The sequence below is a fragment of the Antarcticirhabdus aurantiaca genome (genome assembly GCF_009765365.1).
Classification (GTDB): domain Bacteria; phylum Pseudomonadota; class Alphaproteobacteria; order Rhizobiales; family Rhizobiaceae; genus Antarcticirhabdus; species Antarcticirhabdus aurantiaca.
In genome coordinates this window covers 69,628-93,013 of the sequence record NZ_VTOM01000021.1, presented here as the reverse complement: position 1 = coordinate 93,013, position 23,386 = coordinate 69,628, and the positions used below count along the sequence as shown (strand labels likewise).

The 23,386-nt window shown below is 71.1% G+C and carries 17 protein-coding genes; 9 read left to right on the top strand and 8 right to left on the bottom strand.

The features are described 5' to 3' along the window. The first annotated feature begins 48 nt into the window (after positions 1 to 48). From FZN60_RS21900 to FZN60_RS21880, 5 genes are all read left to right on the top strand, one after another. On the top strand, positions 49 to 1,350 hold the full coding sequence (locus tag FZN60_RS21900) for an amidohydrolase family protein (RefSeq protein WP_158875646.1): 1,302 nt from the start codon (positions 49 to 51) through the stop codon (positions 1,348 to 1,350). A gap of 122 nt (positions 1,351 to 1,472) precedes the next feature. Next, positions 1,473 to 2,459, top strand: a complete 987-nt coding sequence (locus tag FZN60_RS21895) for a BMP family protein (protein WP_158875645.1) — start codon at positions 1,473 to 1,475, stop codon at positions 2,457 to 2,459. A gap of 12 nt (positions 2,460 to 2,471) precedes the next feature. Further along, entirely contained in the window at positions 2,472 to 4,001 is a 1,530-nt protein-coding gene (locus FZN60_RS21890) for an ABC transporter ATP-binding protein (RefSeq protein WP_158875644.1), read from the top strand. Next, the gene (locus tag FZN60_RS21885) at positions 3,998 to 5,050 is read left to right on the top strand and encodes an ABC transporter permease (protein ID WP_158875643.1); all 1,053 of its coding nucleotides are present in this window, start codon (positions 3,998 to 4,000) and stop codon (positions 5,048 to 5,050) included. The genes FZN60_RS21890 and FZN60_RS21885 overlap by 4 nt, the downstream gene beginning before the upstream one ends. Before the next feature lie 5 nt (positions 5,051 to 5,055). Beyond that, on the top strand, positions 5,056 to 6,000 hold the full coding sequence (locus FZN60_RS21880) for an ABC transporter permease (RefSeq protein ID WP_158875642.1): 945 nt from the start codon (positions 5,056 to 5,058) through the stop codon (positions 5,998 to 6,000). A 75-nt stretch (positions 6,001 to 6,075) separates the two neighbouring features. Here the strand turns inward: FZN60_RS21880 and FZN60_RS21875 are convergent, their stop codons facing one another. Beyond that, complete coding sequence (locus tag FZN60_RS21875) at positions 6,076 to 7,158, bottom strand: catalase family protein (protein ID WP_158875641.1); 1,083 nt, start codon at positions 7,156 to 7,158, stop codon at positions 6,076 to 6,078. Between the two features lie 14 nt (positions 7,159 to 7,172). Between FZN60_RS21875 and FZN60_RS21870 the strand changes: the two genes are divergently transcribed. Next, positions 7,173 to 8,132 carry an NAD(P)-dependent oxidoreductase gene (locus tag FZN60_RS21870; protein WP_369413065.1) on the top strand — a complete coding sequence of 320 codons (960 nt, stop codon included), beginning with the start codon at positions 7,173 to 7,175 and terminating at the stop codon, positions 8,130 to 8,132. Between the two features lie 3 nt (positions 8,133 to 8,135). On the opposite strand, the gene FZN60_RS21865 is transcribed toward FZN60_RS21870, so the two are convergent. From FZN60_RS21865 to FZN60_RS21855, 3 genes are all read right to left on the bottom strand, one after another. Continuing rightward, positions 8,136 to 11,579 (bottom strand): SbcC/MukB-like Walker B domain-containing protein, encoded by a 3,444-nt coding sequence (locus tag FZN60_RS21865; RefSeq protein ID WP_158875639.1) that lies wholly within the window; start codon positions 11,577 to 11,579, stop codon positions 8,136 to 8,138. 87 nt (positions 11,580 to 11,666) lie between these two features. Next, complete coding sequence (locus FZN60_RS21860) at positions 11,667 to 12,344, bottom strand: DUF4194 domain-containing protein (RefSeq protein ID WP_158875638.1); 678 nt, start codon at positions 12,342 to 12,344, stop codon at positions 11,667 to 11,669. Continuing rightward, positions 12,334 to 13,740 carry a Wadjet anti-phage system protein JetA family protein gene (locus tag FZN60_RS21855; RefSeq protein ID WP_158875637.1) on the bottom strand — a complete coding sequence of 469 codons (1,407 nt, stop codon included), beginning with the start codon at positions 13,738 to 13,740 and terminating at the stop codon, positions 12,334 to 12,336. The genes FZN60_RS21860 and FZN60_RS21855 overlap by 11 nt, the downstream gene beginning before the upstream one ends. 156 nt (positions 13,741 to 13,896) lie before the next feature. On the opposite strand from FZN60_RS21855, the gene FZN60_RS21850 reads away from it, so the two are divergent. After that, positions 13,897 to 14,247, top strand: coding sequence for a VanZ family protein (locus FZN60_RS21850; RefSeq protein WP_246727057.1), 351 nt, complete (start codon positions 13,897 to 13,899; stop codon positions 14,245 to 14,247). 99 nt (positions 14,248 to 14,346) lie between these two features. Further along, positions 14,347 to 16,587 (top strand): glycoside hydrolase family 3 N-terminal domain-containing protein, encoded by a 2,241-nt coding sequence (locus FZN60_RS21845; RefSeq protein ID WP_158875636.1) that lies wholly within the window; start codon positions 14,347 to 14,349, stop codon positions 16,585 to 16,587. Positions 16,588 to 16,632: 45 nt separating this feature from the next. Here the strand turns inward: FZN60_RS21845 and FZN60_RS21840 are convergent, their stop codons facing one another. From FZN60_RS21840 to ugpB, 4 genes are all read right to left on the bottom strand, one after another. Further along, the gene (locus FZN60_RS21840; protein WP_158875635.1) at positions 16,633 to 17,412 is read right to left on the bottom strand and encodes a succinate dehydrogenase iron-sulfur subunit; all 780 of its coding nucleotides are present in this window, start codon (positions 17,410 to 17,412) and stop codon (positions 16,633 to 16,635) included. 204 nt (positions 17,413 to 17,616) lie between these two features. Beyond that, positions 17,617 to 18,816 (bottom strand): App1 family protein phosphatidate phosphatase, encoded by a 1,200-nt coding sequence (locus tag FZN60_RS21835; RefSeq protein ID WP_158875634.1) that lies wholly within the window; start codon positions 18,814 to 18,816, stop codon positions 17,617 to 17,619. A 39-nt stretch (positions 18,817 to 18,855) separates the two neighbouring features. Next, positions 18,856 to 19,335: a hypothetical protein gene (locus FZN60_RS21830; RefSeq protein WP_158875633.1), complete on the bottom strand. Its 480-nt coding sequence runs from the start codon at positions 19,333 to 19,335 to the stop codon at positions 18,856 to 18,858. A gap of 136 nt (positions 19,336 to 19,471) precedes the next feature. Then, entirely contained in the window at positions 19,472 to 20,791 is a 1,320-nt protein-coding gene (gene ugpB, locus FZN60_RS21825; RefSeq protein WP_158875676.1) for a sn-glycerol-3-phosphate ABC transporter substrate-binding protein UgpB, read from the bottom strand. A 225-nt stretch (positions 20,792 to 21,016) separates the two neighbouring features. On the opposite strand from ugpB, the gene FZN60_RS21820 reads away from it, so the two are divergent. Then, on the top strand, positions 21,017 to 23,296 hold the full coding sequence (locus FZN60_RS21820) for an NADP-dependent malic enzyme (protein WP_158875632.1): 2,280 nt from the start codon (positions 21,017 to 21,019) through the stop codon (positions 23,294 to 23,296). The last annotated feature ends 90 nt before the right edge of the window (positions 23,297 to 23,386 follow it).

Sequence of the window (23,386 nt, the reverse complement as noted above, 5' to 3'; positions counted from 1 at the left end):
CCGAAGCTAAGGCATGGGCGACACACCGATGCCCCGAGGAGACGACCCATGCCCGACCTGATCCTGTCCAACGCCGCCCTTCCGGACGGGCGCACCGGCATCGACGTCGCCGTGGAGAACGGGCGGATCGTCGGGATCGGCGCCGGCATCGCGGCGCAGGCGGGACAGGTCGGCGAGGTGATCGATGCCGGCGGGCGCCTCGTCTCGCCGCCCTTCGTCGACCCGCATTTCCACATGGACGCGACGCTCTCGCTGGGCCTCCCCCGGATGAACCAGTCCGGCACGCTGCTGGAGGGTATCGCGCTGTGGGGCGAGCTGAAGCCCATCCTCACCGTCGAGGCGATGGTGGAGCGCGCGCTTCGCTACTGCGACCTCGCGGTGGCGCGCGGCCTCCTCTTCATCCGCTCGCACGTCGACGTATCCGACCCGACGCTCCGCACGGCCGAGGCGATGATCGAGGTGCGCGAGAAGGTGAAGCCCTACATCGACCTCCAGCTCGTCGCCTTTCCGCAGGACGGCTACTTCCGCTCCGCCGGCGCGGTGGAGCTCCTCGCCCGCTCGCTCGACATGGGCCTCGACATCGTCGGCGGCATCCCGCACTTCGAGCGGACCATGGCGGAGGGCGCGGCGAGCCTCGAGGCGCTCTGCCGGCTCGCGGCCGAGCGCGGCCTGCCGGTCGACATCCACTGCGACGAGACCGACGACCCGCTCTCGCGCCACGTCGAGACGCTGGCGGCTCAGACGCTACGCTTCGGCCTGAAGGGCCGCGTCGCCGCCTCGCACTGCACCTCCATGCATTCCATGGACAACTACTACGCCTCCAAGCTCATCCCCCTCATCGCCGAGGCCGAGCTCGACGTCATCCCGAACCCGCTCATCAACATCACGCTCCAGGGGCGCCACGACACCTATCCCCGGCGCCGCGGCCTCACCCGCGTCGCCGAGCTGCGCGCGGCGGGGGTCAACGTCTCCTTCGGGCACGACTGCGTCATGGACCCCTGGTACCCGCTCGGCTCCGGCGACATGCTGGAGGTCGCGCACATGGCCGCGCACGCCCTGCCGCTGACCTCGCGCGAGGGGCTGCGCTGGCTCTTCGACGCGGTGACGGTGAACGGCGCGAAGACCATGCGCCTCGACGGCTACGGGCTGGACGTGGGCGCCCGGGCCGACTTCGTGCTCCTCCAGGCGGCCGACCCGATCGAGGCGCTGCGGCTGAAGGCGCACCGGCTCCTCGTGGTGAAGAACGGCAAGGTCGTCTCCCGCGCCGAGCCGAAGCAGTTCCGGCTCGACCTGCCCGGCCGGCCGGGCGCGGTGGACGAGGCGTCCTACGCGCCGCGCGCCGCAGGATGAGCCGAAGGCCACCGAGCGAATTGAGCGGTGAACGGGCAGCAAGGCTGATTGACAGCGAAATGGGCATTGCGTCATGTCTGCGCGGTCATTCCCGCCCGCCGGCTTGTTTTCGAGGATCGCCCATGTCCGTCCACCTCACCCGCCGCCACGTCCTCGCCGGCTCGGCTCTCGCCCTCGGGGCGCTCGCGCTCGGCCGGCCTTCCTTCGCGCAAGGGGTCAAGCCGAAGGTCGCGGGCGTCCACGCCTCGCCCGTCGAGAACGCCTGGAACTCGCGCCTCCACGCCGCCCTCCAGGCCGCCGCCGAGAAGGGCACGATCGAATACGTCTTCTCCGAAGGCGTCAGCGCCAACGATTATCCCCGCGTCATGCGCGAATATGCCGAAGGCGGCGCGGTTCTCGTCGTCGGCGAGGCCTATGCGGTGGAGAACGAGGCGCGGCAGGTGGCGGCCGAATATCCCGACGTCGCCTTCCTGATGGGCTCGTCGGGCGAGCCGACCGGCGACAATTTCGGCACCTTCGGCACCTGGAACCACGAAGCGGCCTATCTCGCCGGCATGCTGTCGGGCCGCATGACGCAGACGGGAACGGTCGGCGCGGTCGGCGCCATCCCGATCCCCGAGATCAACATGCTGATCAATGCCTTCCGCGCCGGCGTGGCGGAAACGCGGCCGGACGCCAAGCACCTCATCGGCTTCATCGGCACCTTCTTCGATCCGCCCAAGGCGCGCGAAGCCGGCCTCGCCCAGATAGACGCGGGCGCCGACATCCTGTTCGGCGAGCGCATCGGCACGGCGGACGCGGCCAAGGAGCGCGGCATCAAGGCGGTGGGCTCGCTCACCGACTACACCTCGCGCTATCCCGACACCGTCTTCGCCAACGCCGTGTGGAATTTCGACCCGATCCTCGCCGCGGCTCTGGCCGACAAGACGGCGGGCAACCCGACCGGCAAGAACTACACGCCCTACTCGCTGATGAAGGAAGGCGGCAACGACATCGCCTTCACGGCCTCCATGGTGCCGGCCGAGGCGATCGCCGAGATGGAGGCCAAGCGCGAGGCCATCAAGAGCGGCGCCTTCGAGGTGGCGGTCGACATGAGCGAGCCGAAGTAAGCCGCTCCGCCCATGACATCGCGGACCGCGCCGGCGCTGGAGATGACTGGCATCGCCAAGCGCTTCGGCGCCTTCACGGCGCTGGACGGCGTGGACTTGGTCCTCGCGCGCGGCGAGATCGTCGCGCTGCTCGGCGAGAACGGCGCGGGCAAGACGACGCTGATGAACGTCCTCTTCGGCCACTATTCGGCCGACGAGGGCGAGGTCCGCGTCTTCGGCGAGCCGCTCGCCTCCGGCCGGCCGCGCGCGGCGATCCGGGCCGGCGTCGGCATGGTGCACCAGCACTTCACGCTGGCGCCCAATCTCACGGTGATCGAGAACGTCGTCGCGGGCACGGCCAAGCTCTCCGGCCTGTCGCTGAGCCTCCCGGCCGCGCGCGCCAGGCTGCGCGAGCTCGGCACCCGCTTCGGCCTCGCGGTCGATCCAGACGCGCGGGTGGGCGACCTCTCCGTCGGCGAGGCACAGCGGGTCGAGATCCTGAAGAGCCTCTTTCGCGACGCGCGCATTCTCGTCCTCGACGAGCCGACGGCCGTCCTGACACCCGCGGAAGGCGAAACGCTCTTCGCGACGCTGAGATTGATGGCGAAGGAAGGCCTGTCCGTCATCTTCATCTCGCACAAGCTCGGCGAGGTCCTCACGGGCGCCGACCGCGTCGTGGTCCTGCGCGGCGGCCGGATGGTCGGCATGCGCGCGAGCGCGGAGACCAGCCGCGAGGAACTGGCGGAGCTGATGGTCGGGCGCCGCGTCGAGCGGCCCGAGCGCCATGAGCGCCCCGTCGGAGCCCCCGTGCTCGTCGCGCGCGACCTGACGCTGCGCCGCGGCGGGCGCACGCTTCTCGACGGCGCGAACTTCACGCTCAACGCCGGCGAGATCCTCGGCCTCATCGGCGTTTCCGGCAACGGGCAGAAGCCGCTGGCCGACATCCTTTTCGGGCTGGAAGCGCCGAGCGCCGGGACGGTGGAGATCCTCGGGCAGACGCCCGCGCGTCCCTCCCCGCGCGACATGGTCCGCCGCGGCCTCGGCCGCGTGCCGGAAGATCGCCACGCGGAAGGCGCGATCGGCGACCTCACGCTCTGGGAGAACGCCGTGCTGGAGCGCCTGCGCGAGCCGCGCTTTTCCGGCCGCTTCCTCGTCCGTCGCGGGGCGGCGCGCGCCTTTGCGGCGCATCTCGTTCAGCGCTTCGACATCCGGGGCGCCGCGCCCGACAAGCGCATTCGGCTCCTCTCCGGCGGCAACATGCAGAAGCTCATCCTCGGCCGGAACCTCGACGGCGATCCGCCCGTCCTCGTCTGCGCCCAGCCGACGCGCGGCCTCGACGAGGGCGCGATCGCCGGCGTCCACGCCCGGCTCCTCGAAGCGCGCGAGCGCGGCGCCGGCATCCTCCTGATCTCCGAGGATCTCGACGAGGTGCTGCGCCTCGCCGACCGCGCCGTCGCGATCCATGCCGGCCGCCTCTCCGCCACGGTGCCGACCGCCGGGCTCGACGCGCGCCGGCTCGGCCTGATGATGGCGGGCGAGGACCTAGGGCGGGCCGCGGCATGATCGTCGAGCGGCGCGAAACGCGCCCCCTGGCTCTCGTGGTCCTGTCGCCGGTGATCGCCGTCGCCGTCGCACTGGCACTCGCGGGCGTCCTCATCGCGCTCGCCGGCGCGCCCATCCTCGACGCCTTCCGCGCCATCGCGGTCGGCGCCTTCGGCTCGCGCCTCGCAGCGACGGAAACCTTGCTGCGCGCTTGCCCGTTGATCCTGACGGGCCTTGCCGTCGCCGTCGCCTTCCGCGCCCGTCTCTGGAACATCGGCGCGGAGGGGCAGCTCTATCTGGGAGCGCTCGCCGTCGTCACCCTCGGCTTCTCCAACCCGCTCGGACTGCCCGGCCCGCTCCTCGCCGTCCTCCTGTTGGTCGCGGGGGCGCTCGCCGGCGCCCTCCTCCTCCTCGGTCCCCTGGCGCTGCGCCTGCGCTTCGGCGTCGACGAGGTGGTCACAACCCTCCTCCTCAACTTCGTCGTCGTGCTTCTCGTCTCGATGATGGTGGAGGGGCCGCTCAAGGATCCGCTCGCCTTCGGCTGGCCCCGCTCCGTGCCGGTGCTCGCCGACGCGCAGCTCCCCAAGATCGTCGAGCGCTCCCGCCTCCATCTCGGGCTCGTCATCGCGGTCGGCGCCGCGATCCTCGTCCACCTCGTCCAGTCGCGCTTCGTCTTCGGCCTCGAAGCCAAGGCCGCCGGCCTCTCACCCCGCGCCGCCGCCTTCGCGGGCGTGCCGATCGGGCGGACGCTCGTGAAGGTCGCGCTCCTCTCGGGCGGCCTCGCCGGGCTCGCCGGCGCCGTCGAGGTCATGGGCAATCGCGGCTATGTCTCGACGGACCTGTCGCCCGGCTTCGGCTATTTCGGCATCGTCGTCGCCATGCTCGCCAACCTCCAGCCGCTCGGGGCGGTGATCGCCGCGCTCTTCGCCGCCGCCATGTTCGTCGGCTCCGACGCCATGGGGCGGCAGCTCGGCGTTCCGAGCTTCATCGCCGACGTCACCGTCGCGCTCTGCCTCCTGACCATGCTCCTCGCCCTTTTCTTCTCCTCCTACCGTCTGCGGCGAGGCTGAACCCGATGCAGACGACCATCGACATCCTCGGCTCGGTCGGCCTCTGGGCGGCGGTGCTGCGCATCGCGACGCCGCTGATCTTCGGGGTGCTGGGCGCCCTCCTCTGCGAGCGCGCCGGCGTGCTGAACCTCGGCATCGAGGGCATCATGACCTTCGGCGCCATGGCGGGGTGGCTCGCGGTCTATTCCGGCGCGGGGCTCTGGACGGGCCTCCTCGTCGCGGCCCTGTCGGGCGCCGCCTTCGGCCTCCTCCACGCTGGTCTGACCGTGCCGCTCGGCCTGTCGCAGCACGTCGCCGGCCTCGGCATCACGCTCTTCGCCTCGAGCCTGTCCTACTACCTCTTCCGCCTGGCCGTCCCCGTCTCCGGCACGCCGCCGACCGTGGAGCCCTTCCAGCCGCTTGACTTCGGTCCCCTGTCGGACATTCCCTTCTTAGGCTCGACGCTCTTCGCGCAGACCGCGCCGACCTATCTCGCGATCCTCCTTGCCATTGCCCTCGCCTGGATACTGGCGCGAACGCCCCTCGGGCTCGCGATCCGGCTGACCGGCGAGAACCCGCACGCGGCCGAGGCGCAAGGGCTCGACCCGATCCGCATCCGGATCGGCGCCGTCGTAGCGGGCAGCGCCGTCATGGCGCTGGGCGGGGCGTTCCTGACGCTCGCGGCCTTCAACTCCTTCTTCCCGACCATGGTGCAGGGGCGCGGCTGGGTGGCGATCGCGCTCGTCGTCTTTGCCTCCTGGCGCCCCGGCCGGGCGCTTCTCGGCGCCCTCCTCTTCGCCCTCTTCGACGCCTTCCAGCTGCGCCTTCAGCCGCTGGCGGGCGGGGTCGTGCCCTATCAGGTCTTCCTGATGACGCCCTACCTCCTGTCGATCCTCGCCCTCGTCCTCGTCGCCCGCCGGGCCCGCGTGCCCCAGGCGCTGATGCAGCCCTATCATCGCGGCGAGCGCTGAGGCGTTCCCGACGTCACGGTCTGGACGGGCCGGAAGCGGCACGCGTTCGGTCGATGCGATCGGGTGCCGTTTCCCTCAGTCCGATCGACCTGCCGGCTCGTGATAGGGACAGCCGTTGAACCTGGCGCGGAAATCGGCGGAGTGGCGGTAGGGCTCGCGGCGGGCGCGGTTGATGTTGCCGAGCGGCTGGTGGTCGGCGATGCCGGTCCAGATGCTGAAGCGCATCTCTTCGTTGACCTTCTCGACGCGCGCCGGGTCCCAGCTGTCCTGCGGCCGCGCGCGGATGGTGGCGACGCGCTGGAAGGGCGCCTCGGCTTCGTCCCACTCGACGGTCGGGTCCTCGACCGGCTGTCGCCCGAGGTCGCGGCAGAGCTGGACGCGGAACTCCCACTGCGCGTCGAGGGTTCGCATTTCCTTCTGCACCTCCTCGCGGATGGCATTCTCGCGTCCGGCGACGTCGATTTCCTCACCCGTCAGCGCCTTCATGGCGGGAGCGACCGGGGCGATGCTGAACTTCGCGATGTAGTCGCCGTAGCGAAACGGCGTCGTCGAGTAGTAGGTCTCGCCGAGCGGCTCGACGTTCGGCGCGCCGCCGAGCGAGGCGACGGCCGGGCTCTCGATGCCGACAGCCGTGAGCGCCTTGTTGACGCCGCGCAGCACGGAGGAGACCACCGTCTTCGTGCCCTCTATCCGGTCCGTCGTGGCCGCCAGCAGCTTGAGATTGCCGAGGAACTTGTCGGCGGTCCTGGCCTGGAAGACCTTGCCGTTGACCATGACGAAATCCTGGGCCGTGCCCTCCGCGCCGGGCAGGCGTGCCCCCTCGACGTCCAGCACCTTGATCGCGAGCCCGCGCGGCAGCGAGACGGCGTCGGGCAGGATGTCGCCGGCATTTGTCGACATGCGCAGGAACACCTTGTGGGCGCCGGGGCGCGCGAAGAGCCCCTGCGCCAGCTCGGCGGACAGGCCCTCGTCGACGATCAGCTCGCCCTCCAGGATGCCGTGGGACTTGGCGTGGACCGACCGCACGGCGTGGCCGTAATCCTCGGCGGTGCGCTCCAGGATCGCGTCGAAGGCATGGATCAATCCCTCGACGGTCTCCTTCTCGTCCGGCTTGATGGTCTCGACGTCCGGCGTGTAGCGCTGCGGGCTGGCGATCATCGTTCGGCTCCCAGATCGATCCGTTCACGGCTGAACTATCGCCGCTCGGGAAAGGTTTCCCGGGAAACGGCCGGCGACACGCGGGCCTGGCGCCATCGGAGGAGAAGAAGAACATGAAGGTCGGATTCATCGGGCTCGGGCAGATGGGCCGCGCCATGGCGGGCAATCTCGTCAAGGCGGGACACGAGGTAACGGTGTGGAACCGCAGCCCCGGCCGCGACGAGGCACTGGTCGCCGCGGGCGCCAAGCGCGCCGCGACGCCGGCCGAGGCTGCGCAGGGCGACGTCGTCATGACCATGCTCGCCGACGACAAGGCGGTCGAGGGCGTGGTCTTCGGCGAGAATGGCATCGCGGACGCGCCCGCGCTCCATGTCGGCCATTCCACGATCAGCCCGGCTCTCGCCGACCGGCTGACGCAGGCGCATGGCGGCGCCTACGTGTCGGCGCCGGTCTTCGGCCGCCCGCCCGCGGCGGAGGCGGCCAAGCTCTTCGTGGCGGCGGCGGGACCGGAGGAACACCTCCAACGCTGCGCCCCGCTCTTCGAGGCGATCGGGCAGCGGGTCTTCCCGCTCGGGGACAAGCCGTCCGCGGCCAACGTCGTGAAGATCAGCGGCAACTTCATGATCATGGCCGCGGTCGAGTCGCTCGCCGAGGCGATGGCGCTGGCCGAGAAGAGCGGCGTCGAGCGCGCCCAGCTCCTGGAGGTGCTGACCGGCACGATCTTCGGCGCGCCGGTCTACGCCAATTACGGCGCGATGCTGGTCGAGGACCGCTTCAAGCCGGCCGGCTTCGCGGCGCCCCTGGGGCTCAAGGACATGACGCTCGTCGCCGACGCCGCGGCGAAGGCCCGCGTGCCGATGCCGGTGCTGGGGGTCGTGCGCGACCACCTCCTCGACGCCATCGCCAACGAGGGCGAGGACGTCGACTGGGCGGGCGTCGCGCTCGCCGTGCGACGCGGCGCCGGCATCCGGTAGCTCCTACTCCGCCGCGGCGCGAAACCCTTCGACGCCGCGGTGGTCGGGATTGAGTTCCGCGAGCGCGGCCTTGGCCGCCTCGCCGGGATGCTCGGTGTCGATGAAGACGGACTTGCCGTCGAGCGACTTGTTGACGAGGACGATGGTGTCGAGGACCTCGGTGAAGGTCGCGCGCTTGTCCTCCGGACCGGCGATCAGGAGCTGGAGCCCCATCTCGCGGAAGAAGCGCAGCAGCGCCTGCGTGTTCGGCACGTCCAGCTTGTTGAAGGCCTCGTCGAAAAGGGCGAGGCCCATGCCCTTCGGCTTTCCGCCGCCGAGATGGCCGGGATAGTAGGCCGACGCCAGCGAGGCGGCGATGGCGACGTAGAAGGGCACCTGCGCCTCGCCGCCCGAGCCCTTCACCGCCCGGCTCGACAGCGTCGTGCGCCCGCCCTTGGCGTCGGTCATGACGATCTCGAAGGTGAAGTAGCGGCGGTAGTCGGCAAGATCTGCCGCGGCTTCCGCGCCCTCGATCATCGCCTCGACCTCGTCCATCGAGCTTTCGAAGACGGCGTCGGTCAGCTCGCCCTGGGCCGCCTTCAGCGCGAGGTCGCGCATGCCGGAGAAGCGCCCGTCGACGGCGTGGGTGAAGGCGTAGGTCTGGCCGGTGAAGCGGTGGCGCTCCAGGAGCCGGTTGAGCGCGTCGAGGCGGTCCGCGACCTTGCCGAGCTTTTCCGACAGGCGCGCGAGGAGATCCTCGCGCATCATGCGGCGCATCTCCTCGGCCGCCCGGGCGCAGGTGTCGCGATAACCGCGCAGCTCGTTGCCGTCGAGCCGCGCCAGCTCCTCGGCGACCCAGCGCGCGCCGGCCACGAAGCTGTCGGCCTCGATCACCGGCACCGTCACGTTCCACTGCGCGGCGTAGTCGGCGAGTTCCCGCAGGCTCGCCACCTGCTCGCGCCGCGCCTCGGTCTCGGCCCTGTCGGCGGCGGCGTGCGCCTCGTTGCGAAGCATCGCGAACCAGGAGCGCACGTCCCCGCCCGCGGCCTCGCGCTCGCGCACGGAGGCGCGGAACTCGGCGAGGATCGCGGCCGGCTCGCCCTCGGGCCCTTTGAAACCGAGGGAGCGCAGGTCCCGCATCGCATCGCTCTCGATCAGCGCCCAGGCCTTGCGGCGAAGGCCGAGGGCCGTCTTCAGCGTGGCGGTGGCGACGCCGAGGCGCGTGCGGGCGTGGGACACGAGAGCCGCGAGACGCTCGATCTTCGGCTCGACCTCCTCCGCCAGCTCCTGCGCATGCGCGTCGCGCTCGGCGCGGATGTGGGCGAGCTCGGCGCGAAGGCTCGCCGCGTCGTTCTCCTCGACGGCATGGCGATCGCGCTCCAGCGCCGCCTGGCGCAGGCGCGCGTTCGTCACCTGGTGCTCGATGTCGAGCGGGCCGGGCTCGGCGGCGAGCGCGTCGAGAATGCGCGGCAGGAGGCGCGCGGCCTCGCGCAGGATCTTCGCCTTCTCGCGGGCCGCCGCGACCTCGGCCTCGAGGCGAGCCACCGCGCGGTCGTTGGCCGAGTTGTCGGCCGGCACCGACGCGCCGCCGCGGCCGAAGAGGAGATCCTTCAGGTCGCGCTGGACGGAAAGGCCCATGCCCGACGAGGTCTTGCCGTTGCGCATGACGCCGCGCTCCAGCCGGTCGAGCTCGGCGTCCGTTTCGGCCTTGCGGAAGGCGCCGATGCGGACCGACAGAAAGGCGCGGGCGTGCGGGTCGCTGGTCTTAAGCGCCTCGACGATGCTGCCGGCCGGCGGGGTGAGCGCCGTCGAGCGCGTCGCGCTGGTCTTCACCAGCGTGCAGCCGGCATAGGCGTTGCGGTCGCTCCACATCAGGTCGAAAGCCTGATTGAGGCGCGCGGGCTCGACGATGATCGCCTCGCGGCCGCGCCCGAGAAGCGCTTCCGCCGCATATTGCCAGGATGGGTCGGCGACCTCGACGACGTCGCAGAGCGGCGTCGCGGGAATGCCCGCGCTCTTCAGGGCCGAAAGGAGCTTCAGCGCCTCGCGCGAGAGCGGCGCGCCGCCGCCCGTGCGGGTCGGCGCTTCCTTCAGGCGGAAGAGATCCTCGGCGAGCCGCCGCGCCTCGATGGCGGCGGTGTCGGCCCGCTCGTCGAGGCTCGCGCTCCAGTCGCCGGCGAGCCGCGCCTCGGCGATGAGCGCGGCGAGCGTTTCGCCCCGGCCGCGCACGGCGTCGTGGAGCGCCATCCCGTCCGGCATCAGCGCGAGCGCCTGGCGCGCGGCGTCGACGGCTCGCGCTTCCCCGGAGCGCGGCGCCTCGACGAGGGGCGCGAGGCGCGCGAGGTCGGCGAGCGCGCGGCGCAGGCGCGTCCAGGCGGCCTCGGCCTCCTGGAGGTCGCGGCCGGCGAGCGTCGCCTCCGCCTTGATCTGGCGCAGCTGCGACTCGCCGCCGGCCGCGGCGACGAGCGCCTGCTTGGAGCGGATCTCCTCGTCCCAGGCGCGGATCCATTCGCGCCGGCTGGCCAGCACCCCTTTTTCCAGCTGCAGTTCGGCGGCGTGGCCGTCGAGCGTCTTCTTCGCCGCCCGCCATTCGTGCGCGGCGCGGCGCGCATCGGCCGCGGCCGAGCGCCAGCGATAGCCGTCGGCGTCGAGCCGCGCGCGGCCCCAGCCGGCGAAGCGCTCGTGGATGCGCCCGACCTTCTTCAGCTTGGCTTCGACGTCGGCGATCACCCCTTCCAGCTCGCGCCAGGTGGCAATGGAGCGGCGCACGCGCTCGACGTCGAGCGGGTCCGGCTCCAGCACGAAGTCGCGAACGAACAGCGTCGGGTCGAAGATCGGCTTGAAGGCGAGCGCGTTGGAGAAGGCGCGCAGGAAATGCTTGGCGTTGGGCGCCGGCCCCGAGCCGCCGCGCATCAGCGCCAGCATGTCGGCGGTGAAGCGCTCGGCGGAGGTCTTGTACTCCTCCATGCGCGGAAAGGCCTTGCGAAGGCCGCTCGCGATCTCGGCCCAGGGCGCGATGATCGTGGCGGTGCCGACGCGGCGCCGGGCGCGGTCGACGGAGTAGGCGCAGCCGGGAATGATGAAGCGCGACAGCACCTCCTCGCGGCTGTCGCCCGAGCGCGCCGAGAGCGCGACGCCGACGGTGACGGGCTCGCCGGTCTCCTCGTCGCGGAAGGTCAGCGCGATCACCGTCTCGCAGGCCGAGCGCAGCGGCCGCCCGCCTTCCGAGGGATCGCCGGTCATGCCGAGGCAGTATTCGAGAACGGAGCGCGAGGATCGCCCGCTGGCGCTGGCGTTGAGGTTCAGCCGGTTCTGGTTGACGCCGGTGATGACGGTCTGGATCGCGTCCTGGATCGAGGACTTGCCCGCCCCAGTCGGGCCGATCAGCGCGGCCTCGCCGGAAATGTCGATGTCCTTGGCGTCGATCAGGTACCAGTTCGACAGGGAGATGCGGCTGAGGCTGTGCATGCGGTCATGGTCCCAAGAAGCGGCGCGAACGGTGTCGCGCGTCGCGCCCGCGGCCGGGGCGGCTCGGAGAGAAGGGGGCGGCGCGGCTCAGGCGGCGTCCGCCGCGCCTTTCGCCAGCGCGGCTTCGGCGGCGCCCGGCGAGGCGGCCCAGAGAAGGATGTCCTCGACATAGGCGTCGGGCACGAGGATCGCGACGCCCGGCAGGATGGCGAGCTGCGACACGCGCCGGACGGGATCGCGCGCGCCGACGCGCGCCGCGCCGTGGCGCTGGAACAGGCGCATGATGTCGGCGAGCCGGTTCTCGTCGGGGGGCGCCCCGCCCGTCAGCACGCCGATCCGGTCGACGAGGTCGCCGGTGGTCGTCTCGACGGTGCCGGCCTCCCCGACATTGTGCTCGCGGATGCCCTCCTCCCACAGGAGGCGCAGTGCCAGGAGCACGATCGTCTCGTCTTTCCTCAGGCGCTCGTAGACGCTGTCGTAGCGCGCCTCGCCCGGCGGCACGGCGAGCGCCACCATCTGGTCGCGGGCCGAGATCACCAGCTCGTAGCCGAGCGTGCCGAAATAGCGCGAGAAGAAGGTCGGGTAGGCCCGCAGGATCTCGTAGGTGCGCCCCAGGCCCGGCGTGTGGGCGTAGACGCACTGGCGCGTCAGCAGCACCTGCAGCGTGCGGGTCATCTCGTCGGCCGAGGGGCGGCGGCCGGCGACGTGGCCGCCCTTCCAGTCGCCCTCGACGATGTCGCGGAACTCGTCGGTTTCACGCTGCATCGGCGCGTTTCTCCTTGGGCCGGCGGCGGATCACGAAGTCCTGGCACGAGATCCAGGGATTGGTGCAGCGCTCGGGCAGCATCTCGATCGAATAGGTCCGCATGAGGGCGCCGCCGAAGATCGAGGGCAGTTCGCGCAGGCGCTGGAAGGCGACGAAGTCGTCGACGCTGGCGACGGGGATCTCGCTGCCGCGCACCGCCTCGCGCCCCGCCAGCGCCTTGTCCACGAAGGCGCTGAGCGCCGGGGCGGTGACGCGCGTGCGCCGCACGTACTCCTCCTTGGCGCGGGCGTAGAGGATGGTGGCGGGATCGCGCGACACCTCGCGCACGATGCCGGGCGGGACCGGCAGCTTCTCGCGGCGGGGCGCCGGGATGTGGGCGGGGCCGAGCGGCAGGCCGCGCAGCACCAGCGCCGGGCGCACGTCCACGACCTCGTCGGACAGCCGCGCCAGCGCCTGGATCGCCTCGGCGATGCCGACCTCGGTGCGCCGCGTCACGCGGTCCATGTAGCGGGCGGTGTTGACGATGCGCCGCTCGATGCGCGCCACCGTCGCCTCGATGGCGGCGAGGTGCTCCTCCGTCGCCTCGAACACGGCGACGATCTGCGCGAGCGACTCGCGCGCCCGCTGGCGCCCGGTCACGGGATCGGACACGCGGCCCTCGCGCGTCGCGGCCTCGCCGAGCTCGCTCAGGAGCTCGTGGTCCTCGGCCATGCGGTTCGCCTGGCGGATGATCGCGGCGCGGAAGCGGAACGGATTGTCCTTGGTGTGGAGGGTCTTGTAGTCGCGGATCAGGTGCCGCTCGACGAAGTCCTCGAAGAAGTGGCGGAACATGTCGCGCAGCGACTGCTGGCGCAGGATCCGCTCCTCCACCTTGCGCAGCGAGGCGGCGACCGTGCGCATGTGCGCCATGAAGTCGGTGGCGCCGGAGAGCGCGTTGGCGAGGTTCTCCGATCGCTCGCGCGGGTTGCCCGCGGCGCTCTCCAGCCCCGACAGGACGCCCAGCACCGCCCCGCCGTATGAGCGCGTCTCGCCGCGCTCGATCTGCGACAGGAGGTGGAGAAGGCCGCTCGCGTCGGGATCGAGGTCGACGAGGCGGACGTAGCGGTCGCGGTGCTCGGCGAGCCAGCCGGTCTCCAGGAGCCGGCCGTAGAGCGCCCGCGCCCGCTCGGCTGGCGTGCCGCGCAACTCGTCGCCGGCCGCGCCCGGCCCGTTCGCCTCCTCCCAGCGCTGGGCGAAGTCGCCGATCTCGCGCATGACGTCGGCGCGCCGAGGCGCCTCGGCCGAGAGCTCGAAGGTGCGGTGGTAGAGATGAAGAAGCAGGTCGGCATAGAGCCGCCGCGACGACGCTGCGAGGGGCTTGAACAGGTCGGGCGGAAGAACGTCGAAAAGCGGCATTCGGCTCCTGATCGGGCGGCCGGGCGGCGGGCCCGCGGACAGGCCGTCTTCATACAAACTCAACCCTTTCCGTTCAACCGTGCTGCATTGCCGAAGGCGCCGGCTCGGATCGAACGGCCGGCTGCGAGCGGCCCGGTCGTGCGACGGATGATTGGCATGACATCTGCGATCCTGGGCTGGGGCGGTCTTGGCTTCATCGCCTTCGCGACGCTGTCGCCGATCGGCCTGCGCCCGCACATCGCCAGCACCGGTCTCGAGCATGTCGGCGCCTTCGCGCTGCTCGCCCTGCTTCTCGGCCTCGCCTATCCGCGCCGGCCGCTGCGCCTCGCCCTCTTCCTCGCAGGCGCGGCCTGCGCCCTGGAAGCCCTGCAGCTCGTCCTGCCGGACCGGCACGCGCGCTGGATCGACCTCGGCGGAAAGCTGGCCGGCGCGGGTCTCGGCCTGTTCCTGGCGGTCGCGCTGAGCCGCGCGATCGGCCGGCTGCTGCCGCCCCGCCGGGCCGGCTGACGAACATCCCCCCTTTCCTTCCGCGCTGCGCCGCGATAGGTCGGCCGCGGCGCCGAACGGGAGGATGTCGGCACCGCGACACGCAACGCAGGAGCCGCCATGGTTCGTCACCTGCCTCGCCGCGACGTCCTCAAGGCCGCAGCCGCCCTGGCCGGACTCGTTCTTTCGCCACCCTCCGCTTCGGCCTTCGCCCGCTCGGACCGGATCGAAGCGCTGATCGCCGCGATGACGCCGGCCGAGAAGGCGGGCCAGCTGTCCTGCTTCTCCGACCAGATCCGGCCGAGCGGGATCGCCTTCAACCCGAACCTGCCCGAGGGCGGCGCGCGCGAGCAGCTCGCCCGCATCCGCCGCGGCGAGATCGGCATGCTGTTCAACGGCGTCGGCGTCGCCGGGGCGCGCGAAGCGCAACGGGCGGCCGTGGAGGGCTCGCGCCTGAAGATCCCGCTGATCTTCGCGGCCGACGTGATCCACGGGCTGAAGACGATCTTCCCCCTTCCCGTCGCCGAGGCCTGCGCCTTCGATCCCGAACTCGCCGAGCGCACGGCCCGCGCGGCGGCGACGGAAGCGAGCGCGCTCGGGATCCACTGGACCTTCGCGCCGATGGTGGACGTCGCCCGCGACCAGCGCTGGGGCCGCGTCGCGGAAGGATCGGGCGAGGACGTGCATCTCGGCTCGATCCTCGCGGCGGCCCGCGTCCGCGGCTTCCAGGGCCGCTCGCTTCGGGCCCCGACGAGCCTTGCCGCCTGCGCCAAGCATTTCGCCGCCTACGGCGCGGTGTCGGGCGGCATGGACTACAACACCGTCGACATTTCCGAGGAAACCCTACGCGAAACGCACCTGCCGCCCTTCCAGGCGGCGATCGGGGCGGGCGTCGCGACGATCATGTCGGCCTTCAACGACGTCGAGGGCGTGCCGGCCTCGGGGAGCCGGCGGCTCCTCACCGGCATCCTGCGCGAGGAATGGGGATTCTCCGGTCTCGTGGTCGGCGACTACTCGGCCGACGAGGAGCTTGTCGCCCACGGCTATGCCGAGAACGGCCGGGACGCGGCGAAGAAGGCCTTTCTCGCCGGCATGGACATGTCCATGCAGTCCGACCTCTACAATCGCTGGCTGCCCGACCTCGTGGCGAGCGGCGAGGTGCCGCTCGCCCGGCTCGACGAAGCCGTGCGGCGCGTCCTCCAGCTCAAGGAGGCGGTCGGCCTCTTCGACGATCCCTTCCGCTCGATCGACGAGGCAGCGGAGACGAGCCGCGTCGCGACGCCCGCCCTCCAGGCGCTCTCGCGCGAGGCCGGGGCGCGCTCGATCGTGCTCCTGCGCAACGAGGGCGATCTCCTGCCGCTCAAGCCCGATCCCGGCCGGATCGCCCTGATCGGCCCCTTCGGCGACGATCGCGACAACGTCGTCGGGACCTGGGCCTTCATGGCCGACCCGAAGCTCAACGTGTCGATCGCGGACGGGCTTCGCGCGCGAGGGCTCGCCGTCGACGTCGTTCGCGGATCGGGCATCGAGGCGCCGGTCCCGGAGGGCATCGAGGCGGCGGTCGAGGCGGCGAAGGCGGCCGACCTCGTTCTCCTCGCAGTCGGCGAGGCGCAGTGGATGTCGGGCGAGGCGCAGTCGCGCACGGACATCGTCCTGCCCGAGCCGCAGCAGGCGCTCGCCGACGCCGTCGCCGCCACGGGCAAGCCGGTGATCGTCCTTCTGCGGCACGGTCGCGCGCTCGCGTTGAAAGGCGCCGTGCGCGACGCGCCGGCGATCCTCGCCACCTGGTTCCTCGGCTCGCAGGCGGGCTACGCCATCGCCGACGTCCTGTTCGGCGCCGTGAACCCGTCCGCCAAGCTCGTCGTCAGCTTTCCGCGCGAGAGCGGCCAGCAGCCCTACTTCTACGACCACAAGCCGACCGGGCGTCCCGCCTCCGCCGACGGGGTCCAGGACTACCGCGCGCGCTACCGCGAAACGCGCAACGAGGCGCTGTTTCCCTTCGGCCACGGCCTCAGCTACACGCGCTTCGCCCTCAGCGACATCGTGGTGCCGCCGCGCCTGACCGACCGCATCGAGATCAGCGCGCGGCTCACCAACACCGGCACGCGCGCCGGCGCCGAGGTCGTCCAGCTCTATGTCCGCGATCCCGTGGCGAGCCGCACCCGGCCCGTGCGCTCGCTGAAGGGCTTCCGGCGCGTCGCGCTCGAGCCCGGCGAATCGGCGCAGATCCGCTTCGAGCTGACGCTCGCGGACTTCGCCTTCCATGACGGGGAGCGCTGGGTGACGGAGCCGGGCGAGGTCGTGGTGATGCTCGAAACCAATGCCGAGATCGAGCACAAGCCCGTCAGCCTGACCAACTGACGGGCGGGGCGGCGGGACGCGCGCCCGCCGCGGCGTCGAGGCGCGTCAGACGCGGCGCTCGACCATCATCTTCTTGATCTCGGCGATGGCCTTCGCCGGGTTCAGGCCCTTCGGGCAGGTCTGCGTGCAGTTCATGATGGTGTGGCAGCGATAAAGCTTGAAGGGATCCTCCAGCCCGTCCAGCCGGTCGCCCGTCGCTTCGTCGCGCGAATCGATGATCCAGCGATAGGCCTGGAGCAGCACCGCCGGCCCGAGATAGCGCTCGCCGTTCCACCAATAGGAGGGGCAGGAGGTCTGGCAGCAGAAGCACAGGATGCATTCGTAGAGGCCGTCGAGCTTCTCGCGGTCCTCGTGGCTCTGGCGCCACTCCTTCTCCGGCTCGGGCGTCTCGGTCTTCAGCCAGGGCTCGATCGAGCGCAGCTGCGCGTAGGGCAGCGTGAGGTCCGGCACGAGGTCCTTGATGACCGGCATGTGCGGCAGCGGGTAGACCTTCACCGCCCCCTTGATCTCGTCCATGCCCATCGTGCAGGCGAGCGTGTTCGAGCCGTCGATGTTCATCGCGCAGGAGCCGCAGATGCCTTCGCGGCAGGAGCGGCGCAGCGTGAGCGTCGAATCGACGTTGTTCTTGATCCAGAGAAGGGCGTCGAGCACCATCGGCCCGCAATCGTCGAGGTCGACAAAGAAGGTGTCGACGCGCGGGTTCTCGCCGTCGTCCGGCGACCAGCGATAGATGCCGAACTCGCGCACGTTCTTGGCGCCGTCCGGCTTCGGCCACACCTTGCCTTTGGTGACCCTCGAATTCTTCGGCAGGGTGAGCTCGACCATGCTTTTGCGTCCCGGTGCCCAGATGACCAGATGATCGGGGCGCGTCGGCACGGCCGCTGGCGGCCTTCCAACACGCTCCTTGTTTGGAATCGTTCGGAACATAATGGTGCGGCGCGCAAACGCCAACCGCCAAGAATGCCGCGCCGCCGCCTCGAATCGTTTGAAAGAACGATCGTTTCGAATTTGTCGCGGGACCTCGGCCCGTCAGCGGCTCGGACCGGCCTTCGCCTCGTCGGCCGCGGCCATCGCGACGCCCGCGTCCCGCCCGGCCGGCACCTCCGCGCGGGCCGCCATGGCGCGGCGCACGCGCTCGGCCGATCCCGCCGCGACGAGGCCGAGGGCCTCGGCGCAATCGGCGGCGCTCGCCAGCGTCGCGCCGAGCGTCGCCGGGATGCCGAGCGCGTCGATCCGGGCGAGGTGCTCCTCGACGTCGCGGCCGGCACCGACGGGGCGCACCTCGTGGATGTGGACGGCACGGATGCGACCGGGGTGCTCGGCGGCGAGCCGGGCGTAGATCTCCGCGTCGCGCTGGCCGCTGTCGCCGATCAGGACGAAGGGCATGTCGGGATAGGCGGCGAGAAGGTCGCGGATCGCCGGCTCCTTGTGGGCGGAATGGCGCCGGCGCAGCCAGTCGATCCAGTCGCGCGACAGGTTGCGCAGAAAGATTGGGCCCTTCGGGATGCCCTTGAAGTGGAGGAAGCCCTCCACGAGGTCGTAAAGGTTCCAGGGACTGGAGGAGACGTAGAAGATCGGGTTGGCGTCGGGCACGCCGTCCGGCCCGTCCGCCAGCGCCCGGTAGAATTCGGGCACGCCGGGAAAGGCGACGCGGGTCTGCGGCGAGTTGGAGATGACGATGCGCCAGTTGCGCAGCATCTCCTCGGCGCCGGTATGCATGATCGTGTCGTCGATGTCCGAGACGACCACGAAGCGCGCCGCGGGGCCGGGCACGCGGACCCGCGCGACGGCCCGCACCGGCTCCGCCGGGAGGCGATAGCCGGGCGCGTCGAGAAGCGTCAGCTCGATCGACATCCAGCCGTCGCGCGCGGCCGACAGGTCCGGGTTCGGCAGGCGGAGCTGGAAGTAGCCGTCGTCGGCCACGGTGAAGGTGCCGCTCGTCCCCGCCCCCTCGTAGGCGACGCGGGCGCCGGCGATCTCGTCCGTCTCGTAGCGCAGGAAGGTGCGCCAGAGCTCGGCGGCGGTGGAGCGCGGCGGCGGCGCGCCGACGACGCCCTCGTCCTCCAGGACCCGCCCCTTCAGCCACAGCATCCGCGGCGTGGCATGGCCGGTGAAGGGCAGGATCATCGGCTCGCCGAGCAGCCGCAGCCGCCGCTTCATCCCGAACCAGCCCCGCCGCCAGCCGCCCCGTCCCGTCGCGGCCAGCCGGCCGATCGCGCGTTTCACCATGGGCGGACGGGGCGGATCATCGAAGCGGCGTCCGGTTCGTCAGTTGCCGGCCGGCGGCGCGGGCGAGGCCGAAGGCGCGGCGGGTGTGGGTGTGGGTGTGGGTGTGGGTGTGGGGGCCGCGGGGGCGACGAAGATGCCGCTGGCGCAGGCGTCGGACGTCCGGTCCAGGAAGGTGAAGATGATCTCCTGGTCGCCGCGGCCGACGCGCCCGTCCGCCAGCATGCGGTCGGCGACGGGGGGCGAAACGGCGGTGGCGACGAGGTAGTCGCGTTGGGGCGCCGACAGGTCGATCATCGCGCGCTCGGAAAGGCATTTGCAGGCGAGCGGGGTCATGCTCTTCATCTGCACCCCGCACAGGCCGGCGATCATGCCGGGCTCGTCGCCCTTGCCGGCGGCGACGGGCGGGGCGGCCGCATCGGACGAGGCCGACGGAGCGGGAGACTGGGCGAGCGCGGGCACAACGGCGAGGCCGAGCACGAGGGCGGCGGGCAGAACGAGACGGCGAAACGCGACGGTCACTTGTTATCCTCCGGAGCGGGGGCCGCGTCGGGGTGCCCAGCCGGGCGCGGCCTCTCCAATCCCGAAGTCCTAGCCCGTCGCGGGCACGATGGCGAGCACCGATGAAGCTCCGGTTGCATCGACGCGCCCGAACCCGTCAGGGACGCGCCGCTTCCGCCCGGACATTGGCCGCGGCGATCGCCGCGTCGCCGCGCTCGGCAGCGTCGTGGAGCGCCTGCGCCGGCGTCTTGCGGCCCGCCAGGAGCGCCTCGATCTCCTCGCTCTCGATCTCGCGGACCTCGGGAAGGTTGGGCAGGCGCACGCCGCGCGAGTTCGCCGTCGGTTCGCGGCGCATCATCTGCATGATGGCGATTCGCCGGCCCGGGTTCTCCTCGTAGAAGCCCGATTCCATCGAGGTCTCGTAGGCCGCCATCGTCACCGGCAGGTAGCCCGACTCCTGGTGGAGACGCGCCTGCGTCTCGGTCGAGGACAGGTAGTGGAAGAACTCGGCGACGCCCTTGTACTCGGCTTCCGGCCGGCCGTTCAGCACCCAAAGGCTCGCGCCGCCCGGGAAGGTGTTCTGCGGCGCGCCCTCGGCCGTTTCGTCGTAGGGCAGCTGGCCGATGCCGTACTCGACCTTGGACTGCGCGATCTCGCCGAGGCCGCCGGACGATTCCGTCAGCATGGCGCACTCGCCGGTGGTGAAGAGCTTCAGCGCCTCGGCGTTGCGCCCGCCGTAGCGAAAGGCGCCGTCGGCGGCGAGAGCGGCCAGTTCTTCGAAGTGCCGCACGAAGATCGGCGCGTCGATCTGGAGGCTCACGTCGGTTCCGGCCAGCCCGTTCTCGCGCGTGCCGTAGGGCACGTCGTTCCAGGCGGCGAAGTTCTCCAGGTGGATCCAGGCCGGCCAGGTCGTGGTGTAGCCGCAGTCCGACACGCCGGACGCGACGACGCGGCGGGCGGCGGCGAAGAGCTCCGCCCAGGTTCGCGGCGGCTTGGAGGGATCGAGGCCCGCCTCCTCCAGCATGGTGCGGTTGACGTAGAGGACGGGCGAGGAGGAGTTGAAGGGAAAGGACAGCATCGTCCCGTCGCGCCGCGAATAATAGCTGACGACCGCGGGAAGGTACTGGGACGCGTTGAAGGCGTAACCGCCCTCCTCCAGCACCTCGGCGACCGGCTTCACGACCCCTTCGGCCTGCATCATCACGCCCGTGCCGACGTCGAAGACCTGGAGGATCGCCGGCGGCTCGCCGGCCGCGAAAGCGGACAGGCCCGCCTGCAACGTTTCGGCGTAGGTGCCCTTGTAGACGGGAACGACCTGGTAGACGTCCTGCGCGTCGTTGAAGTCGGCGGCGAGGCTCTCGACCAGCGCGGCGTTGGCGTTGGTCATGGCGTGCCACCATTCGATGCGCGTGGCGGCTTCGGCGGTCGTGCCGGCAAGGCTTGAGACCGCCACCCAGAGCGCAGCGGCGAGCCCCATGCGGCCGGCACCGGCCTTCCCCCGTTTCGTCATGCTTCCCGCCTCCGGGCTGCATCGCGCCCGGCTGGCAACGAAGCGATGGTTCCCAACCGGAAGTCATACCGGGTTTCGCGCGCGCGCGAAACGGTGCCCGGGGCCTTGATGCCGGGCGCTGTTTGGTGGCAACCAACAACTTCGACCACGGGGCGGGAGTCCCCGTCATGAACAACCGAGGGGGGAGCGGACATGGCGTTCGACGAGGCCAAGAAGGCGGCGGACCGGCAGGCGGCGCTCGATTATCACGAGTTTCCCAAAGCCGGTAAGCTGGAGATCCGCGCGACGAAGCCGATGGCGACAGGCCGCGACCTCAGCCTCGCCTACTCGCCGGGCGTCGCCGAGGCGTGCCTGGAGATCGAGAAGACCCCCGCCGACGCGCGCCGCTACACCGCCAAGGGCAACCTCGTCGCGGTGATCTCCAACGGCACGGCCGTTCTCGGGCTCGGCAACATCGGCGCCCAGGCCTCCAAGCCCGTGATGGAAGGCAAGGCGGTCCTGTTCAAGAAGTTCGCCGGCATCGACTGCTTCGACATCGAGGTGAACGAGCCGGATCCCGTGAAGCTCGCCGAGCTCGTCTGCCGCCTGGAGCCGACCTTCGGCGCGATCAACCTCGAGGACATCAAGGCGCCCGACTGCTTCCTCGTCGAGCAGATCTGCCGCGAGCGCATGACGATCCCGGTCTTCCACGACGACCAGCACGGCACCGCAATCGTCGCGGCCGCGGCCGCGCTGAACGCCTTGAAGGTCTCGGGCAAGGACTTCGCCGACATCCGCATCGTCGCGCTCGGCGCGGGCGCGGCGGGCATCGCCTGCTTGAAGATGTTCCTGGTGATGGGCGCCAAGCGCGAGAACATCACCATGCTCGATTCCAAAGGCGTCGTGCACGACCTGCGCAACGACCTGACGCCCGAGAAGCGCGAATTCGCCATCCGCACCGACATGCGCACGACGCTCGAGGCCATGGAAGGCGCCGACCTGTTCCTCGGCGTGTCGGGCCCCGGCCTCCTGACGCAGGAGATGGTCTCGAAGATGGCCCCCGCGCCGATCATCTTCGCGCTCGCCAACCCGACGCCGGAGATCATGCCGGAGCTCGTCAAGGAGGTCTCGCCCGACGCGCTGGTGGCCACCGGCCGCTCGGACTATCCGAACCAGGTCAACAACGTCCTGTGCTTCCCCTTCATCTTCCGCGGCGCGCTCGACGTGGGGGCGACGCAGATCAACGACGCGATGAAGGTCGCCTGCGTCGAGGCGATCGCGGGCCTCGCCAGGGCCACGACCTCGGCGGAAGTCGGCCTCGCCTATCAGGGCGAGCGGCTGACCTTCGGGCCGGACTACCTCATCCCCAAGCCCTTCGATCCGCGGCTCCTGTCCACCATCGCGCCGGCGGTGGCGAAGGCCGCGATGGAGAGCGGCGTCGCCACGCGCCCGCTCGACCTCGACGCCTATCGCGAGAAGCTCCAGGGCCAGGTCTACCGCTCGGCCCTGATCATGCGCCCGCTCTTCGAGACGGCGCGCAGCTCGCAGCGCCGCGTCGTCTTCGCGGAAGGCGAGGAGCCGCGGGTGCTGCGCGCCGCGCAGGCGCTGGTCGAGGAGGGGATGGGCGCGCCGATCCTGATCGGCCGCCCGGACGTCGTCGAATCCCGCATCGAGCGCGACGGGCTGAACCTTCGGCCCGGGCAGAACGTCGAATTGGTGAACCCCGAGAACGACAGCCGCTTCCGCGACTACTGGTCGAGCTACCACGCGCTGATGCGCCGGCGCGGCGTGACGCCCGACCTCGCCAAGACGATCATCCGCACCAACACCACCGCCATCGCCGCCGTCATGGTGCACCGGGGCGAGGCGGACACGATGATCTGCGGCACCATCGGCGAGTACTTCCGGCACCTCAACGACGTGCGGCAGATCCTGTCGACGCCGGATCTGCGTCCGATCGGCTCGCTGTCGCTGATCATCCTCGACAAGGGCCCGCTCTTCGTCGGCGACACGCACGTCCACGTCGAGCCGACGGCCGAGCAGATCGCCGACACGGTGATCGGCGCGGCGCGGCACGTGCGCCGCTTCGGCATCACGCCCAAGGTCGCGCTCTGCTCCTCCTCGCAGTTCGGCAACTTCGACTCGCGCCCCGGCCGCCTCGCCCGCGAGGCGCTGGCGATCCTCGACGCGCGGGCGCCGGACTTCGAATATGAGGGCGAGATGCACACCGACGCCGCGCTCGATCCCGTGCTTCGCGAGCGCCTCTTCCCGGACGGGCGCCTGGAGGGACCGGCCAACGTCCTGATCTACACCAATGCCGACGCGGCCGGCGCGGCGCGCAATATCCTGCGCTCCGTCGCCGACGGCCTGGAAGTCGGGCCGATCCTGATGGGCATGGGCAACCGCGCCCACATCGTGACGGCGGGCGTGTCCGTGCGCGGCCTCCTCAACATCGCCGCCATCGCCCGCGCGCCGGTGTCGAGCTACGGCTGAGGCGAGCCGACCCCAGCCGAAAGAGGTGCCCTCCCTTCTCCCGTTTCGGGAGAAGGTGCCGGCAGGCGGATGAGGGTCGGCTGTGCCCCG